The organism is Haladaptatus sp. DYSN1, from assembly GCF_029489995.1.
Classification (GTDB): Archaea; Halobacteriota; Halobacteria; order Halobacteriales; family Halococcaceae; genus QDMS2.
Genome location: NZ_CP120470.1, coordinates 2,418,858 through 2,434,458, shown reverse-complemented (window position 1 = coordinate 2,434,458; position 15,601 = coordinate 2,418,858). Strand labels below are relative to the sequence as shown.

The following is a 15,601-nucleotide window of genomic DNA, read 5'->3' as shown; positions in this document are numbered from 1 at the left end:
AGTGAATCACTCCTTGAGTGCCCCCGAGGTGAGGCCGCTCACGATTTTTTCCTGTGCGACGACGACGAGAATGGCGACGGGGAGCACGCCGACGATGCTCGCGGCGGCCATGAGATTGTACGGCGTCTCGTGGTGGCCGCGGTAGCCGAGAATCCCCTCGACGATGGGTGCCCAGTTCTGCCAGGCGCCGTTGGTCATCAGCGAGGAGAAGAAATACTCGTTGTAGACAGTGATGAACGTGAGCACGCCAGCAGTTGCAATGCCGGGTGCAGAGAGGGGCACGATGACGCGGGCGAGTGCGCCGAGTCGGGTCGTCCCTTCGATTCTCGCGGCGTCCTCTAGGCCGTCCGGAATCTGGCCGTAGAACGTGGTGAGGATGAAGATAGACAGCGGCAAGAACAGCGCGCTGAACGGCATCACCATCGGCCACGGGGAGTTGTAGAGGTCCGGACTCTGGAGGCCGATGGTAATGGCGGACGTCTGGAAGTAGAGCGCCTTCCCGCCGGTGAACAGCGAGAACAGCGGCAACAGGAACGCCGCGGGCGGGAAATAGGAGATGGCCAGGATGACGAGCATGAGTGGCTTCTTCCCCGGGAAGTCGAGGCGGCCGAACACGTAGCCCGCGAGGCTCGCGAGCACGAGGACGATGATGGTCGTCGCCGTGGCGATGAGCAGGCTGTTGATGACGAACCGGTGGAACGGTATTGCCTGGAACACCTCGACGAACGCGCCGACGTTGGTTCCCTTCGGTAGGAGGCCCATGTCCACGATTTGCTCGTTCGGCGTGAGCGCGAGGACGACGAGCCAGTAGAACGGGAACAGCGTCGTGACGAGGAAAAAGCCGGTCACGAGGTAGAACATCGCCTGATAGACGTTTTCTGGATTCGATATCGAGCGGTTGACCCACGACTCGAACGGGCCGCGTTTTAGATCTGCGGTGTCGGTTGTGGGTGTGGTGTCTGTATCCTGTGACATGAGTTAGTCACCTCCGACCGAACTGCGAGCGAACTTCGCGATGTACACGGAGACAGCGACGCCGATGATGGCGGCGGTCACGAACGCGACGGTCGCGGCCGTGCCAATCTGTCGCTGGCTGAACCCCGCGACGACCATACAGGAAAGTGACGGCACGGTCTGGCAACTCGACACGGAATCGATGATGCCGTACACCCGCATCGCCGCGATGGTGCGAAACAGCATCGCGATGAGGACCGTCGGCAACACGAGCGGGAGCGTAATCAGCTTGAACTGTTGCCACTTCGACGCGCCGGCCACGCGAGCGACTTCGTACAGGTTGCGGTCGATGCTCTGGAGGCCCGCGAGGATGAGCAGGGCCATGAACGCCGAGGTCTTCCACACGTCGGCGACGATGATGATGAGCATCGTCTCGCCCGCGTTAGCGAGCGGCGTCTTGCCGAAGATGCCGAGTTGCTGGAGAATCGTCTGCTGAGCGTCGCCGATGAGGAAGCCGATGTTCGGCTGGAACAGCAGGTAGAAAATCATCCCCTGGATGACGACGGGCACGGCCCACGGGATGATGATGGCGACGCGAACCCACCGACGGCCCGTAAAGTCCTGGTCCAGAACGAGCGCCTGACCGAAGCCGATGATGGTCTCGAAGAAGACACTCACCACGGTGAACACGAGCGTCGCGCCGAGTGCCGTCGTGAACCAGCCCGTGACGTACGGGAACGTCCCCGTCAGCTTCGGCAGGAACGGCGCGGGCAGTGCGTAGGATTTCTGTCCGGTGAACAGTTCGACGTAGTTCTGGAGGCCGACGAACGAGCCGAGTTGGGCCGACCCGGTGAGGTTGTCCGCGAACAGCGACATGCGGAACGTGCTGAGCAGCGGCCAGAGCGCGATGACGGCGAGCAACAGCAACGCCGGCGTGAGCAGGAGGTAGGCGAACTGCGTCTCGCTTAACCCCTCCATCCAGCGCACTGCTGCGACGTAGGGGCCACTCCGGTCGCTGTCCCGGGGGCCGTCGTATGAATCGGTTTGTGTAGCCATGGGCGGGTTCTGGAGATTACTCGCCCTGACCCGCTTTCTGCTCGATCGTTTCGAGCGACGATTTGATTTCCGCGGTTGCGTCCTCGGGTGCGACTTCGCCGGCGATACAGGCGTTTATCCGGTCTGCAATCTTCCCCTTCTGCTGGGGCCAGACGACCGTCGTCGGACGCGGGATGGAGTTCTCCGCGGCGATTTTGAGGGTGTCCATGTACCGGCCCATGACGGGGACCTCCTTTGCCTTCTCCGAGTTGAACAGCGACGGAATCGGTGGCAACAACCCCATGATTTCCAGTAAATCGAGGCGGAACTGCTCGTTCATGAGCGCCTTTATGACTTGTAACGAAGCGGCCTTCTTTTTCGAATTCGGATTCATCGAGACGTGCCACCCGCCAAGCGAGGAGGTGTGCCCGCCGATGTTCTCGTAGTTCGACTCGGATTCGCTCACGGCGTGGGGAATCGGCATGATGCCGAGGTCCTCGCCGAACGCTTCCTCCTTGCCGTTTATCTTGATGGCGTAGGCCCAGTTGCGGTGGGCGACCGCCTGGCCGTTCGTGAAGGGCTTTCGCGATGGTTCCTCCGACCACTGGAGGACGGCGTTCGGGGCGAACCCGCCCGCGTAGCCTTCCATCGCGTGTTCGTCGTCCGCGCCGTGAACGAACGTCCGAATCATGCGCAGTGCGTCGTTGACCGGTTTCTCGTCCACCGTGATGGGGCGTTCGCCGACCGGGCCAAACAGGTTCTGCGTCCCGCCGAAGTACGCGCCACCCCAGCTGTGCATGAACTCGGGGAAGGTACAGCACGCGAGCCCTTCGTACACCTTCGCCTGGAAGGAAAAGCCGTACTTGGTCCCTGTCTGTTCTTTCGTTTTGGAGATAACTTCCGAGAACTGCTTCCATGACATACCCTCTTTTGCCCAGTTTTCACCCTCCGGATCGTACCCCGCTTCCTTCACGAGGTCTTTTCGGTACAGAATGGTCGCCACGGAGGGAAACAGCGGAATCCCGTAGAGGTCGCCGTCCATCTTCGCGGACTCGACCATCCGCGGGAGGTACTCGTTTTCGACCGGATCTATCATCTCCGCGGGGAGCGTCGCAGAGAGGTTCTGTAACTGCCCCCGGGCGATGAACGGAATCGTCCATCCGCTGTCCATCATCAGGAGGTCCGGCTCGCTCTGTCCCGCACGCAACCACTGCTGGTACTGAGACTGGCGCTTGTCCGTAACCTGCGATCCGGCGAGGATGTCGACGGTGATGTTGTCGGGAAGGCCCGCTTCGTGGAGCGCCGCCTTCACCTTTGGTGCGTTGTCCTTCATCCGGGAGTCTGCGGCCCACTGGACGGTCACCTCCTCCGTCGGCGCGGTCGTGTCGATGGGGGTTTCGGTATCGCCCCCGTTTCCTTTCGGTTTATTCTGATTTGCACCCTCTTTCGGGTCGGTCGTGATGCACCCGGCGACGCCCGCGACTGTCCCGGCAGCGCCCGTGTACTTCACGAACTCTCGGCGCGAGAGCCTGCGACGACGTTGATTCTGGCTACCATCTACCATGGTCGTTCATCAAAATGTGACAATCCATTATATAGCTTATGTCTTTTACTACTGTAGTTGTAAATAAATATTATTTACATGCATAGCTCCGCAGTCTGCTAATTACGACAATACTGTGTCAATAGTTGTATTCTTACAATGGCTAAATCAAACGTCTTTTGGCTACCGAATCAAGCTAAATCCCTACCATTGAAGGGCGTCACCCCAGAGGCAGTCACTATGGAACACCGCGACCGCCTCGACGCGTACCTCGCCACACGCGACCTCGAGGAACTCTGGTTCGCCCACCCGGCCTCGTTCGCGTGGCTGACCGGCGGAGACAACGTCGTGGACGCCCACGCTCCCGTCGGCGTCGCCGCCGCCGGCTACGACGGCGACCACGTCGAAGTGGTCACGAACACCATCGAGGCAGAGCGCCTCGCGACCGAAGAACTCCCCTCCGAGACGCTCGTCACGGCCTACGACTGGCACGAGTGGTCGCTCGCCGAGATGGTCCAGGCCCAGTCGAACGCCCCAGCAGCCGCCGACTTCGACGTTCCCGGGTTCGATTCACTGGACGCGAGTGCCCTGCGCCAACCACTCACCGAGGCAGACGTGGCCCGCTACCGGTCGCTCGGACGGGACACCGCCGCCGCCGTCGAGTCGGTCTGTCGCGACACCGACTCAGAGATGACCGAACAGGCCGTGGTGGCGGACCTCCGCCACACACTCGCCCAGCGGGGAATCGACGCTCCCGTCGCGCTCGTCGGTAGCGGGTCGCGTGCACCGCGCTACCGCCACTACACGCCAACCGAGACAGCACTTGGCTCGTACGCGCTCGTCTCCGTGACCGCAACGCGCGACGGACTCTACGCGAGCACCACCCGGACCGTCGCATTCGACCCGCCTGAATGGCTGCAACGTCGCCACGAACAGGCGGCCCGTGTCCAGACCACCGCCCTCGCCGCGACCCGCGAGACCGGCCGAGATGGGGGGACGGCTGGTGCGGTGTTTTCGGACATTCAAGCCGCCTACGCCCGTCTTGGACACGACGGCGAGTGGGAACACCACCATCAGGGCGGCGCGGCGGGCTACGCGGGCCGCGAGTGGATTGCGACGCCGGACTTCGACGAACCGGTGTCTCTGCCCATGGCCTACGCCTGGAATCCGACGATTCAGGGCGCAAAAAGCGAGGACACGTGGCTCGTGACCGAAGACGGCTTCGAGTGCCTCACCCGTACCGGCGAGTGGGAGACGACGCGACGCGACGCCGTCGGGTACGACTGCCGACTCGACCACCCGGACATCCTCACCCGCGCGTGAACCTGCAGCAACGACATCTTTTTCGCACTACTCCGCGCCTTTCAAGCTATGTTCCCCGAGGAATTCGAGACCGAGCGCCTGCGATTCGTTCAGGTCTCTCTCGACACGGTTGACCCCCTCGAACTCTACCCCTATCACTCGACGGAGGAAGGTATCGAGGAGGCGACCCAGTACATGTCGTGGAACCCCCACCAGACGCTCAAGGACACGTGGGATTTCGTGAAGCAGGTCGGTGACGCCGTCGAGGCCGGAAACGGCGCCGTATACGCCCTCTACCCGAAAGAATCAGAGAATGGGGCGGGTGAGTTCGCGGGCACGACTGGCCTCCACTGCGACTGGGACAAGCACACCGCCCGGTTCGGTATCTGGCTCAGAAAGACGTTCTGGGGCCGGGGCTACTCCGGCGAGCGGGCAACGAAACTCATGGAGATTGCCTTCGAGGACTTGGACCTGGACCTCGTCGCCGTCGAACACGCCGTCGAGAACGAAAAATCGAGGCGCGCCATCGAAAAGTACGTCGCCGCCCACGGTGGTCGCCTCGACGGAATGATTCGAAACCACCTCGTCCTCGACGGCGAACCCCACGACGGGCTGCGCTACAGCATCTCGCGCGAGGAGTGGGAGGCGAGCAGATGAGCCACCTGTTCCCGGACGAACTGAAGTCAGAACGCCTCACCTTCCACAGACTCAGCCGTGACAACCTCTCGGTTCGGGAATTCTACGACGCCTGCAAGCAATCCCCGGAGATGGAGACAGTGACCGAGTACATGCCGTGGGAACCCCACCAGACGATGAAGCCGAGTCGCGAGTTCCTCGAACGCCGCGAGAAGTTATGGGACGAGGGCGACGAGGCGACGTACTTCATCGTCCCGAAGGCTGGCGAAGACGGCGCGGGCGAGTTCGCGGGCGTGGCGACGCTCCACTGCCACTGGGACCGCCGCGTCGGCGGCCTCGGAACGTGGTTGAAAAAGGCCTACTGGGGGCGGGGCTACTCCGGTGAACGCGCCGGCGTGCTCATGGAACTCGCCTTCGAACGCCTCGACTTGGACTACGTGGAGGTCACCCACCACGCGGAGAACACGAAATCACAACGGGCCATCGAGAAGTACATGGCCGCCCACGGCGGTCAGCAGGACGCCATCCTGCGAAACTGGTTGCCCTACTCCGACCACGTCGCAGACGAGGTGTACTACTCGGTGAGTCAGGACCAGTGGCGCGAGGCGGTCTCGGCGGAATCATGAGGTCCCTGTTCCCGACCCGTGCCGAAAGCGACAGGCTTCGCTACGAACCGCTCCACGAGTCGCGTTCGCCGATGGAGTTGTACGAACTGCATCGCTCCGGCGAACTGGACGCGGTGATGCGTCCGCTCGGAGACCGCGTTCACGAAACGCCAAAACAGAGCCTCGACGAACTGACAGCCGTCCGCGAGAAGTGGGAGTCGGGCGACCGCGCGACCTACGCCATCGTGCAGCGGGCTGACGACGAGTTCGTCGGCGTCGCGGAACTCTGGCTGGAGTGGGACAAACGCACGGCGTCGTTCGGCACGTGGATTCGGAAACCGTTCTGGGGGCAGGGCTACTCCGGCGAACGCGCTGGCGTTCTGCTCGCCATCGCGTTCGACTGGCTCGATTTAGCCTTCGTGTCCGTCGGCCACGAACCCGACAACGACCAGTCGAGACGGGCCATCGAGAAGTACGTCGCCGCCTACGGGGGACAACAGGACGCCGTCTTGCGAAACTGGCTCCCACCAGGCGACACCGGCGGCCCCCGCGACCTGCGCACCTACAGCATCTCGCAGTTGCAGTGGCGCGAGGCTGTTACGGAGGCGGAACTGGCGAAGCTTCAGCTCGAACGCTAGCGCGGCAGGTAGTCGCGCGCTACAACTCCCGACAGACCAGTTCGCCCCAGTGGGCGAACTCGTGGCGGTCGTAGAACGCTTGCGCCCGGTCGTTTTGACGGTCCACGTCGAGGACGATTCGGTCGAGTGGGAGGTCCTGATCGCGGGCAAGCGCCAGTGCTCCCGCCATCAGGTCGTCGGCGACGCCCGTGCCCCGGTGTGCTTCGGCGACGAACAGTTCGTTGAGCACCGCGGCGTCCCAGATCATCGCCATCGTCTCGGGGAGGACGAACACGTAGCCGACGAGTTCGCCGTCCACCTCGGCGACGGTGATGCAGCGTTCGTCAGACTCGCAGCACCGCGCCGCCCACGACAGATACCGCTCTCGGTACTCGTCGGTGAGTTTTCCCTCGTACAGCTCCAGTTTGTCGTCGCCACCGGTCTCGCTGCCGAGGCCGAGTTCGAACTGTCGTTTCAGTGCCCAGAACCCATCGCGGTCGGTTGCGGGGTCGTACGGTCGAATCATACCAGTTCTCTCTCGGCAGGGGAGTCAAACCTTTGGCTCCTCGCGGAGTCGTCCCCACAGCACGATGCAACTGGTTACGATGAGCAGGAGTTGCCAGCCCGATTGGGCGACCGGGAAAATGCGGTCCACCCCCTCCGGTTCCGCCCCGCGATTCGGGTCGATACCGCTGTTGACGTGGACTTCGCTCGACGACCCAATCGCGCCGGGGTCGGGACTGCCAGTCGAGAAATCGACGAACGTCTGGACGAGGCCCCGGTTGGTCGAGTAGATGAGTTCCCCGGAGACGCGGTAAAACTGGTCGTGAACCGGATAGAACACGTTCGCTCCGGCGGTAAAGAGGTCGAGGCCGATACCCGCAACGGCGAAGGCGACGATGCTTACCCACGCCACCCGGACGCCGCGACGCCCCCACCGCTCCGCGAGCCACGAGGACTCCCGGCGGGTGTCGAGGTAGACGACGCCTGCTGCCGCGAGCGGGATAAGGAAGGTGTGCAAGACCGACCGGTGACCGCCGTCTACGAAGAATCCGGCGAACACGTCGAGGTCAGGAATGATTGTCACGCCGAGAACGACAGCGAGTGCCCGCCGGTCGAAGGCATCCCCGAGCAAGCCGGCGGCCAGCAGTCCAGCGAGCGCGAGGTGGACGACGGTCGAAGGCATGTCAACTCGTACCACTCGCGTCGCCCTGAGCATTTCGAACGAAACGTCGAAATCATTATCCGTCGAACGACGAAGGCCTACTTCAATGACCGAACGCGGCCCGCGGCGGGACCTCGCCGAGAAGATTGCCGGCGAAATCACGCTCAGCGACGACCCCGGCGCGACGCTTCGAAAGTGGCGCACCGATTTCGACGTTTCCCAGACCGACCTCGCCACCCAACTCGACGTCTCCTCCTCCGTCATCTCTGACTACGAGAGTGGCCGGCGAAAGAGCCCCGGCATCGGCGTCATTCGGCGCATCGTCGAGGCGCTCATCGCCATCGACGAACACCGCGGCGGTGGCCGCGTTCGTCAGTATGCCCGCGTCATCTCCGCCGGGTTCGAAAGCGACATCGTCCAGGACTTACGTGAGTATCCGACGACCATCCCGCTCACAAAATTCTACGACGCCATCGACGCGACGGAGGTGGCCACGGGGAAGCAGGATACCATCGCCGGACACACCGTGGTCAACAGCATCGAGGCCATCACCCGCCTGTCGAGCGAGGAGTTCTACCGGCTCTACGGACAGAGTACGAACCGAGCACTCGTCTTTACGCACGTCACCCGTGGAGAGTCGCCACTCGTCGCCATGCGCGTCGTCACGCCGACGCCGAACGCGGTGGTCCTCCACGGACTCACGGAGGACGACCTCTGGGAACACGCACCCGCCCTCGCTCGCATCGACGGCTTCTCGCTCGCGGTGACGACCAAGGACTTAGGCGATATGCTAGACGCGCTTCGCCAACTCCCCTAGAACTGGCGCTCTGCGTCTCGCAACCCCTTCGCGATCGCCTCGCGCATCTCCTCGTTCAACTCCTCGACTTCCATCATCACGTCTTCCGTGAGGACCTCCTCCGGTTCCATGTTCTCGCGCTCTGCACGCTGGCGCGCGCGGTCGACGGCGTCGTAGGTGACTGTCCCGACGAGGTCGTCACCCTCGAGGACGAGCGCCTGGTCGACGCTATAATTGTCCATCAGTTCCCCCGCCCGGACCACGGATGTCCGGGGCGAAACGGTCACGAAATCTCGGCTTCCGATACGGACGTGTTTGCCAGTCATGGGTAGGTTTCTGGGATGAGTGTCCCAGCGTAGGTGACACTTGGGCGGCTTGGGGTAAGAAGTAATGGTGGGATGGGGCATTTGCAGACTGCACCGCTTGCTCGCTGCGCTCGAAAAATCTGACCTGTGAAGCGTCGCTTCACAGGGTCAGCGAGACGCGGTGCGTCTCGCCCGACCCCAAAAAAGGGGAAAAGTCGGATTGAAGCTTACTCGACGAACCGGTACTTGCGCTCGTTCATGCGACCCCAGCCGTCGAACACGAATTCGTTTTGCGGGGCCGTGAACTCCTCTACGTCGACGTCCTTCTCGTGGTTGTGGACGTCGTGGATGTGCTCGTAGTCGTCGAAGCTAATCTCGTAGCGCGATTCGAGCTGGTCCATGATGTCCATCGCCTCCATCTCCTCCTTCCAGCCTTCCTGGACGATTTCGGAGTGGACCTCAGCCTGTGCGCCACTGCCGTAGGACCCGACGAGGAGTTGTTCGCCGGTCATGTCCGTGCCGGCTTCGAGGGCCTTGAGCAGGCCGCTGACGCGGGCGACGTGGACCGACCCGGTGTACCAGTTGCCGACGTGGCGTGCGAGGTAGAGCGTTGGGTCGACAGTCTCTGCGTACCAGGTCTGGTAGGCGTCGGTGCCCTTCAGGTCGTCCATGTACGCGCGGATGGCCTCGGTGTAATCTTCCTCCGAGTCGAACTCTTCTTCGCGTGGCTGGCGGCCGATTTCCGGCGCAAGTTCGTCCTCGACCTCGGTGTCGCGAATGATGTGGCGGAAGCCGAGCAGTGCGGCCTTGCGGACCATTCCGGGGAACGGCGTGTGGAATGGCGCGAGGGCAACGTCGTCGAGTTCGACCTTCCCGGCGACCGATTCGTAGTCTTCGAGCGCCTCGCGCATTCGGGCGAGGTAGACCTGCACCGAGCGCTTGCCGTCCACGCTCGGGAACTGCTGGTTCGGCTTCAGGAAGTCCGTCTCGTCTGCGCTGCCGAAGCCCTGCTCTGCGCTGAGCGAAACCAGTGACGGGTCCTCGCTGATGAGCATGGCCACCGCGCCAGCGCCCTGGGTCGCCTCACCGGGGTCGCCACGGGCGTAGAGGGCCGTGTCCGTGGCGATGACGATGGCCGAGCGGCCGCGGTTGCGGCCAGCGCGAATCCAGTTGTACGCGTCGTCGATGGACTGGGTCCCCGCGACGCAGGCGAACTTGCGCTCGCCCTTGTTCGCGTGGTGGAAGTCGCCGTCGAACACCTGTTCGAGACACCCGGCGATGTACGTCGAAACGGGCTTCGAGTTGTCGAACGCACTCTCCGTCGCGACGTCGATGCGACCGATGTCCTCGGGCGTGAGGCCCTTTCGCTCCATCAGCTTGTAGGCAGCGTTCGCCCCCATCGTCACGATGTCCTCGTACACGTCCGGGAAGGAACTCGCGTGGAGGCCAAGCCCCTTCGTGTACTTTTCGGGGTCGTCGCCCATCTCAGGGGCGAAGACCTCCGCGAGGTCCATTTTCAGCTTACCCGTGTAAATTTCAACGGCGTCAATCCCGACTTTTGTCATGGCTGTATCCTGTGTAGACCAGGTATATGTGTTTGTCGACTGGACTATCGACAGGTGTCGAAAAATACGCTATGTCACGGCATGGGCATCGTGCCTGACTGGTTGGGTTACGCCTCTAATCTCAGTTGTAGGAATTGATCAGAATCGTCGTTCAGGCTTTATCAGGTGCAAGGAAGTACGTTGCACTTTCACCGTTGGAGAAGGTGACCGAAACGACGATGAAATCGCCCTCTTTCACGTCGTGCTGCTTAGATTGCTTCGTATCTCCCCAAAATTCTAGTTGAACTCTGGTTGTGGCATCGTTTCCAGGCAACCCGATTTCTGGAGATAAATCGACGAATTCTCCTCTCACTTTCAAGGTAGTTCCACCGGAACCATCTGCTTGCCGAATTTTCGCATTATCGACCTCACCACTACCAGTCCCCGCGTCGTAGTAGAAACTGATTCGTGCCGAGGTGATTTGTGTTGTACTTGACCCCGTATTTTGGAGGACAAATTCTAGAATACTCTTGTCGCCGCCAATACCGTACTCAGAATCGAGCAGTCGAATATCCCCTGATTCACTCGGGTTAATCGCGTCCGTACCATCGTCATCATCGCCACCAGCCCCCGCACCGTCGCTCACGGTCACGTCGAACGTCACGTGCTCGTAGGCCTCATCGTCGTCGAGAATCGAGACGGTCGCCGAATCGGACCCCTCCGAACTCGGTGCGGTGTACTCGAACACCATCTCGCCGTTCTCGTCGGTCGCTTCCGTCACCGGTTCAAGATTCGATTCGCTCTCGTTCACGACGAACCCGCTCACCGGGTTGTTGTACTGGTCTTTGACCGTCACGGTGAACCGCTCGGTCGCGCCGGGTGCGACCGTCGGATTGGGCGTGTCCGTGGTGACGTACGTCGCGCCCTCTTCTTCGACCTGCGTCCCGACGCCGACCTTTGCGAGGCGGAGGTTGTACGTCTCGTCGCCCGTGAGCACGAGGGAAATCGTGCTCGGACTACCGGCGGTGTAAGTTGTCTCGTCTAAGTCAACGTACCCACCGTTTGCCACCGACTGGTCTTCGAGCGTCTCCATCCACTGCTCTTCGCTCATGCGCGTCGGAATCGTGATGGTCACCGGTTCGTCGGGCGCGGTGTTCGTCACCGCCACCGTCTCGGAGGAGACGCTCACCGGTCGGGCGTTGAGCGTGACGCTCCCAGAGGTCGATTCCTGGTAGGAGCCATCAAGGGTGATGAGCGTAATCTGTCGCCCGTTGACGATGCTCTGGTCTGCGAGGATGGTGTTGCGCGAGTCCTCGAACTGGTTGTAGAGCAGCGAGTGTTCGTACACCGTGTTCGGGGCGTTCTGGTACTCGTTGTAGGTGGGCCGGTACTGGAGGCCATTCGTCTCGTACTCGTGAGTGGTCCCAGAGCTCCAGTATGCGTTCTCGCCCACCGAGACGGCGTTCTCGATGGTCACGGTTCCGAGCGAGACGGTTTCGAGTGTCCCCCCCGGTGGCCCCGGATTCACTGCGAAGACGCGCTCGTCGTATTGGGTGCCGAGGGTGATGGAGACGGGTTGTTCGGTCCCCGTCGCCGCCGTCCGAACGATGGCGTTTCGCATGTCCTCCAGTTGGTCTAACACCCGGAGGTTGTGGTTGAACTCGACGTCCTTGTTGTTTTGCGGGACGACGTTCGCCTGATACAGCGAGAGTGCGATGATAAGTGTCGCAAAGAGGAGTATTGCACCTATCTGAATTGCCTGCCCCCGGCTGTCGCCCCACAGTCGCATGGGCTATGTCCGCGCGGGATAGATAAAAAGTCTCTGTCGAATGACTGTCCAGAAAAGCGAGTTATTCGTCGTCTTCTTCGACGACTTCGGGGTCGCTCATCGCGTTGTGGAGGCTGTCGAGGCCGTTTACCCACTCGGCGACGAGGCCGTATTCGATTTCCTCCGCGACAGAGAGGTCCAAGTCGTTGCCGTCGATGATGCGCGTCCCGGCCTGCACGCAGTATCCGAGCGCGGCATCAAGGTCGTCCTCTGCCTCCGCGTCGCCCGCGGCGAGGATGTACTCCTCCACGCTCGCGTCCTCGGCCGCCCCGTCGAGGATGTACTGCTCTGCGGCGTAGAACACGCAGAGCAGGGACGTCTGGACCCCATCGACGAGCATGACCTTTTCCTCGTCTTCGAACTCGACGTCCGCGAGGACGATGTCGCGAATCTTCCCGAGTTCTTCCTGCGCGGTGTCCGCGTCGATGTCACCGTCGTCGTAACTGGTCACGACCTTCACGATTGCGATGGCCGTGTCGTCCTGCAGGTTGAGCAGCAGGCGTGCTGAGTCTTCGTCTTCTGGGTCGATGTCCTCTTCTTTGATCCGGTCCAGCCAGTTCTGCCACCGGTCTTCGGTGTAGAACTCTCCAGGGGGCGTGCTCATACCGAGAGGAAACGGGTGATACGTGATAAGCCCTGTGTTCAGAAATCTGCCGTGTCAATGTCGTACACGGCCTTCGGCGTCTCGACGTGTGCGACCCTGACGGCGTCCTCGTGGCCCGATTCGAGCAGCCAGTTCACCCGTCGTGGCACCGTCTTCGGGCCGAGAACCGCGCCGGGACGGTCGGGGTCGTCGATGAAGTCGGTCTCCATCAGGAACGGTTCGTCCTGTTCCAGTGCAACCTCCAGTCGGTCGCGGTCAGCGAGCACGCTCGGCGTCGGCCCCGCCAGTTTCCCGACCGAGTAGTGTTTCACTACTTTGTGGCGCGGGAGGCCGCGTTCCTCGGCCCACTCGGCCACTTCGGTGAGGTCTTCGCTCGTCTCGGTGTGGAGTTGCACGGCGCAGTCGTGGTCAGCGCCAAGCGAGAAGGCGTGTTTCATCACGTCGTTCGACGCCTCCCACACGTCGTCTGAAACATCGTAGTGCGGGCGACCCGATTTGAGCGCGAGTGCCTCGTCGTCCGCGACGAACTCTGCGGCTACGTCGAGGCCCGTCTGCATCAGGTCGCACGCCTCGCCGGGAGTGAATCCGCGCTCGCCAACCAGCCGCGAGATGAGTGCGGGGTGGACGCCGAGGACGGCCCACGCCCGCCCCGCCAAAATCTCGGTCGCCTGTTCGACTGCGCCGATGGTCAGTTCGAACACTTCCCTGAAATCGCCGGGGCCTTCGACCTCGCGGTCCAGCAGGTGCCACGACGGTTTGTTGACGACGAGCATGTGGGTTCCGCCCGCGCGGGCGAAGTCCTTGACTGCTTCCTCGTTTCGCCCGTAGACGGGGTCGAGATGCAGGTGATTGTCGAGAATCGGCGTGTCGGGCATACCTGAGTGCGGGAGGCGCACGAAAAAAGGTCTTACTCGATGGTGATGGAGTCGTGGGCGGCGTTTCGTAGTGCGTCGGAGCGCCCGTGTTCGCCGGGGGCGATGGCGAGTGTCCGAACCCCGTAGCGGGCGGCCATTTCGAGCAACGGCTTGAAGTCGGTGTCTCGGGAGGCGATGGCGAGGACGTCGATCGACTCGGTCACGATGAATTCAGCCGCATCGACGGCGAGTTTCACGTCCACGTCGCCGCTCGTGATGACCACCTCGAAGCCGCGGGCCTCTGCGGCCTGGATGAGCGCGGGCGTCGCGTGTTCGTCGAGGTAGAGCCGCCGCGTCGCTAGCCAGCCTGCGGCCGTCCCCGCCTCTCGCACGTCGTCTAAGTCGACGTTGAATTCGTCACGCAACACGTTCGGCCCATCGACGAACAACCCAACTTTGGGTTCGTCGTGGTCCCCAACCAATTCATCGTTCCCACCGGGCATGGCCGGGCTAGGATGGGTACGCTAAAAGCGGTGGCGATTGGCGAACCTGTCAACTGAATTTCACCAGACTGTGAGCGAGTCTCTTCGGCGCCCAGGCTGCAGAATAATCGGGTCATCCACAGGGAAATCGCCCGTAGGAATGAAGCCCACCCGGCTTGCAGCCGGTGGGCGAAGTGGATGTGGTCGGTGCGGGAGATGACCCGCACGAACCGGATGACAGACACGTGTAGGTTGGATGACAGACACGCGTGTGGCCTGCGAACAGGCCGGGTGTTCCGTGATAGCCGAATCAGGCGGAGGTAGCGTTCACGGAGCCGTTTCCGCTCCCTTCGAGGACGGTTCCGTCTTCGGAGACGGACCCGTTCGTGAGGGCACCGAGGGTTGCGTTCAGTTCGTAGGCTGGGGTCTGAATCGTCACCTCAGTGTCAGCAGAGACGTTGACGAACCGGATGTTGAGTTCGTAGCTGCCGTCTTCTGCGATTTCGGTGGCCTCCTTCTGGTCCTGGTAGTAGGCCCAGGCGGCCTCGCCCGCGTGTTCCGGGTCGACTTGTCCGGTCACGGTCCAGGTCTTCGGGGCGTCCTTCGGGCTGGAGCCCTCCATCGGGTAGCCCTTCGAGCGCCACGCGCCGTAGCCCTCGTAGATGACGTACACGTTGCTGTAGCCTTCAGCCTTGAGAGCCGCGGCACGAATCGACGAGAGGTGGTGTGGGCAGTCGCAGTAGGCGACGATTTTGTCGTCCTTCGGCCAACTGGCCACCGGGTCGTCCTCCATGTCGCTTTTCGCGGGGCTGACGACCGCGCCGTAGATGTGGGAGACGTCGTACTCAGACTGGCTGCGGGCGTCGAGGAACCGCGCCTCGCCGCGGACGTACCAGTAGTAGGCGACGTCGAAGGGAACCAGCGTAATGTCGGTTTCCTCGATCGTGTTGGTTTCCCAGCGGGACTCGTCGACTTCGTAGTCTTCGAGCTTGATGTTGAACTCCGGCGGGTAGCCGTCGTTCGGGTCGGGGTCTTCTGGGAGGTCCATCTCGTTGGTTGGACCGTCGAACGCGAGACGCCCCTCTGCGGACATCTCGACTGCGACCTCCTGCTGGGCGGTGGTCGTCTCCGCCGCCGTGGTCGTCGCGTTCTCGGTCAGCTCCTGGGTACTCGTCGAGTTGTCCGAGCTACCGCCGTTCGAACAGCCTGCGAGCCCGGCAATAGCGGCCGCGCCGGACACCTGTAAGAAACGCCGGCGGGTCGTATTTCGATTCGTCATCGTCGTCATGGCGTTACCGACCATCCCCTATAATTATAGGGCTGGTAAGGTC

17 protein-coding genes are annotated in these 15,601 nt (G+C 62.2%); 5 read left to right on the top strand and 12 right to left on the bottom strand.

Annotated elements, in window-relative coordinates; translation table 11 throughout:
• Positions 1–6: 6 nt before the first annotated feature.
• The 3 genes from P0648_RS13140 to P0648_RS13130 form a co-directional block, all read right to left on the bottom strand.
• Positions 7–975 (bottom strand): carbohydrate ABC transporter permease, encoded by a 969-nt coding sequence (locus P0648_RS13140; RefSeq protein ID WP_276246812.1) that lies wholly within the window; start codon positions 973–975, stop codon positions 7–9.
• Between the two features lie 3 nt (positions 976–978).
• Positions 979–1,932, bottom strand: coding sequence for a carbohydrate ABC transporter permease (locus P0648_RS13135; RefSeq protein ID WP_369685114.1), 954 nt, complete (start codon positions 1,930–1,932; stop codon positions 979–981).
• Between the two features lie 94 nt (positions 1,933–2,026).
• Positions 2,027–3,553 carry an extracellular solute-binding protein gene (locus P0648_RS13130; RefSeq protein ID WP_277504263.1) on the bottom strand — a complete coding sequence of 509 codons (1,527 nt, stop codon included), beginning with the start codon at positions 3,551–3,553 and terminating at the stop codon, positions 2,027–2,029.
• Between the two features lie 219 nt (positions 3,554–3,772).
• Here P0648_RS13130 and P0648_RS13125 point away from each other — a divergent pair, with 219 nt between their 5' ends.
• From P0648_RS13125 to P0648_RS13110, 4 genes are read left to right on the top strand one after another with little or no spacing between them, the layout of a single operon-like run.
• Complete coding sequence (locus tag P0648_RS13125) at positions 3,773–4,855, top strand: Xaa-Pro peptidase family protein (protein WP_276246815.1); 1,083 nt, start codon at positions 3,773–3,775, stop codon at positions 4,853–4,855.
• A 48-nt stretch (positions 4,856–4,903) separates the two neighbouring features.
• On the top strand, positions 4,904–5,491 hold the full coding sequence (locus P0648_RS13120) for a GNAT family N-acetyltransferase (protein WP_276246816.1): 588 nt from the start codon (positions 4,904–4,906) through the stop codon (positions 5,489–5,491).
• Positions 5,488–6,096 (top strand): GNAT family N-acetyltransferase, encoded by a 609-nt coding sequence (locus tag P0648_RS13115; RefSeq protein ID WP_369685082.1) that lies wholly within the window; start codon positions 5,488–5,490, stop codon positions 6,094–6,096. The genes P0648_RS13120 and P0648_RS13115 overlap by 4 nt, the downstream gene beginning before the upstream one ends.
• Positions 6,093–6,713: a GNAT family N-acetyltransferase gene (locus tag P0648_RS13110; protein WP_276246817.1), complete on the top strand. Its 621-nt coding sequence runs from the start codon at positions 6,093–6,095 to the stop codon at positions 6,711–6,713. Before P0648_RS13115 ends, P0648_RS13110 begins: the two co-directional genes overlap by 4 nt.
• A gap of 19 nt (positions 6,714–6,732) precedes the next feature.
• Here the strand turns inward: P0648_RS13110 and P0648_RS13105 are convergent, their stop codons facing one another.
• Positions 6,733–7,218, bottom strand: a complete 486-nt coding sequence (locus tag P0648_RS13105; protein WP_276246818.1) for a GNAT family N-acetyltransferase — start codon at positions 7,216–7,218, stop codon at positions 6,733–6,735.
• A gap of 24 nt (positions 7,219–7,242) precedes the next feature.
• Positions 7,243–7,878, bottom strand: a complete 636-nt coding sequence (locus P0648_RS13100; protein WP_276246819.1) for a metal-dependent hydrolase — start codon at positions 7,876–7,878, stop codon at positions 7,243–7,245.
• Between the two features lie 85 nt (positions 7,879–7,963).
• On the opposite strand from P0648_RS13100, the gene P0648_RS13095 reads away from it, so the two are divergent.
• Positions 7,964–8,674 carry a helix-turn-helix domain-containing protein gene (locus P0648_RS13095; RefSeq protein WP_276246820.1) on the top strand — a complete coding sequence of 237 codons (711 nt, stop codon included), beginning with the start codon at positions 7,964–7,966 and terminating at the stop codon, positions 8,672–8,674.
• On the opposite strand, the gene P0648_RS13090 is transcribed toward P0648_RS13095, so the two are convergent.
• The 7 genes from P0648_RS13090 to P0648_RS13060 form a co-directional block, all read right to left on the bottom strand.
• Positions 8,671–8,979 (bottom strand): CBS domain-containing protein, encoded by a 309-nt coding sequence (locus P0648_RS13090; protein ID WP_277504262.1) that lies wholly within the window; start codon positions 8,977–8,979, stop codon positions 8,671–8,673. The two genes, P0648_RS13095 and P0648_RS13090, sit on opposite strands and share 4 nt — an antisense overlap.
• Before the next feature lie 206 nt (positions 8,980–9,185).
• Positions 9,186–10,523 carry a hydroxymethylglutaryl-CoA synthase gene (gene hmgB / locus P0648_RS13085; RefSeq protein ID WP_276246822.1) on the bottom strand — a complete coding sequence of 446 codons (1,338 nt, stop codon included), beginning with the start codon at positions 10,521–10,523 and terminating at the stop codon, positions 9,186–9,188.
• Between the two features lie 151 nt (positions 10,524–10,674).
• Positions 10,675–12,291 (bottom strand): Ig-like domain-containing protein, encoded by a 1,617-nt coding sequence (locus P0648_RS13080; protein WP_277504261.1) that lies wholly within the window; start codon positions 12,289–12,291, stop codon positions 10,675–10,677.
• Positions 12,292–12,352: 61 nt separating this feature from the next.
• Positions 12,353–12,934: a DUF2150 family protein gene (locus P0648_RS13075; protein WP_276246824.1), complete on the bottom strand. Its 582-nt coding sequence runs from the start codon at positions 12,932–12,934 to the stop codon at positions 12,353–12,355.
• Between the two features lie 38 nt (positions 12,935–12,972).
• The gene (locus P0648_RS13070) at positions 12,973–13,809 is read right to left on the bottom strand and encodes a TatD family hydrolase (RefSeq protein ID WP_276246825.1); all 837 of its coding nucleotides are present in this window, start codon (positions 13,807–13,809) and stop codon (positions 12,973–12,975) included.
• A 32-nt stretch (positions 13,810–13,841) separates the two neighbouring features.
• Positions 13,842–14,291 carry an NYN domain-containing protein gene (locus P0648_RS13065; protein WP_276246826.1) on the bottom strand — a complete coding sequence of 150 codons (450 nt, stop codon included), beginning with the start codon at positions 14,289–14,291 and terminating at the stop codon, positions 13,842–13,844.
• A gap of 289 nt (positions 14,292–14,580) precedes the next feature.
• Positions 14,581–15,549, bottom strand: a complete 969-nt coding sequence (locus P0648_RS13060; protein WP_277504259.1) for a rhodanese-like domain-containing protein — start codon at positions 15,547–15,549, stop codon at positions 14,581–14,583.
• Between the last annotated feature and the right edge of the window lie 52 nt (positions 15,550–15,601).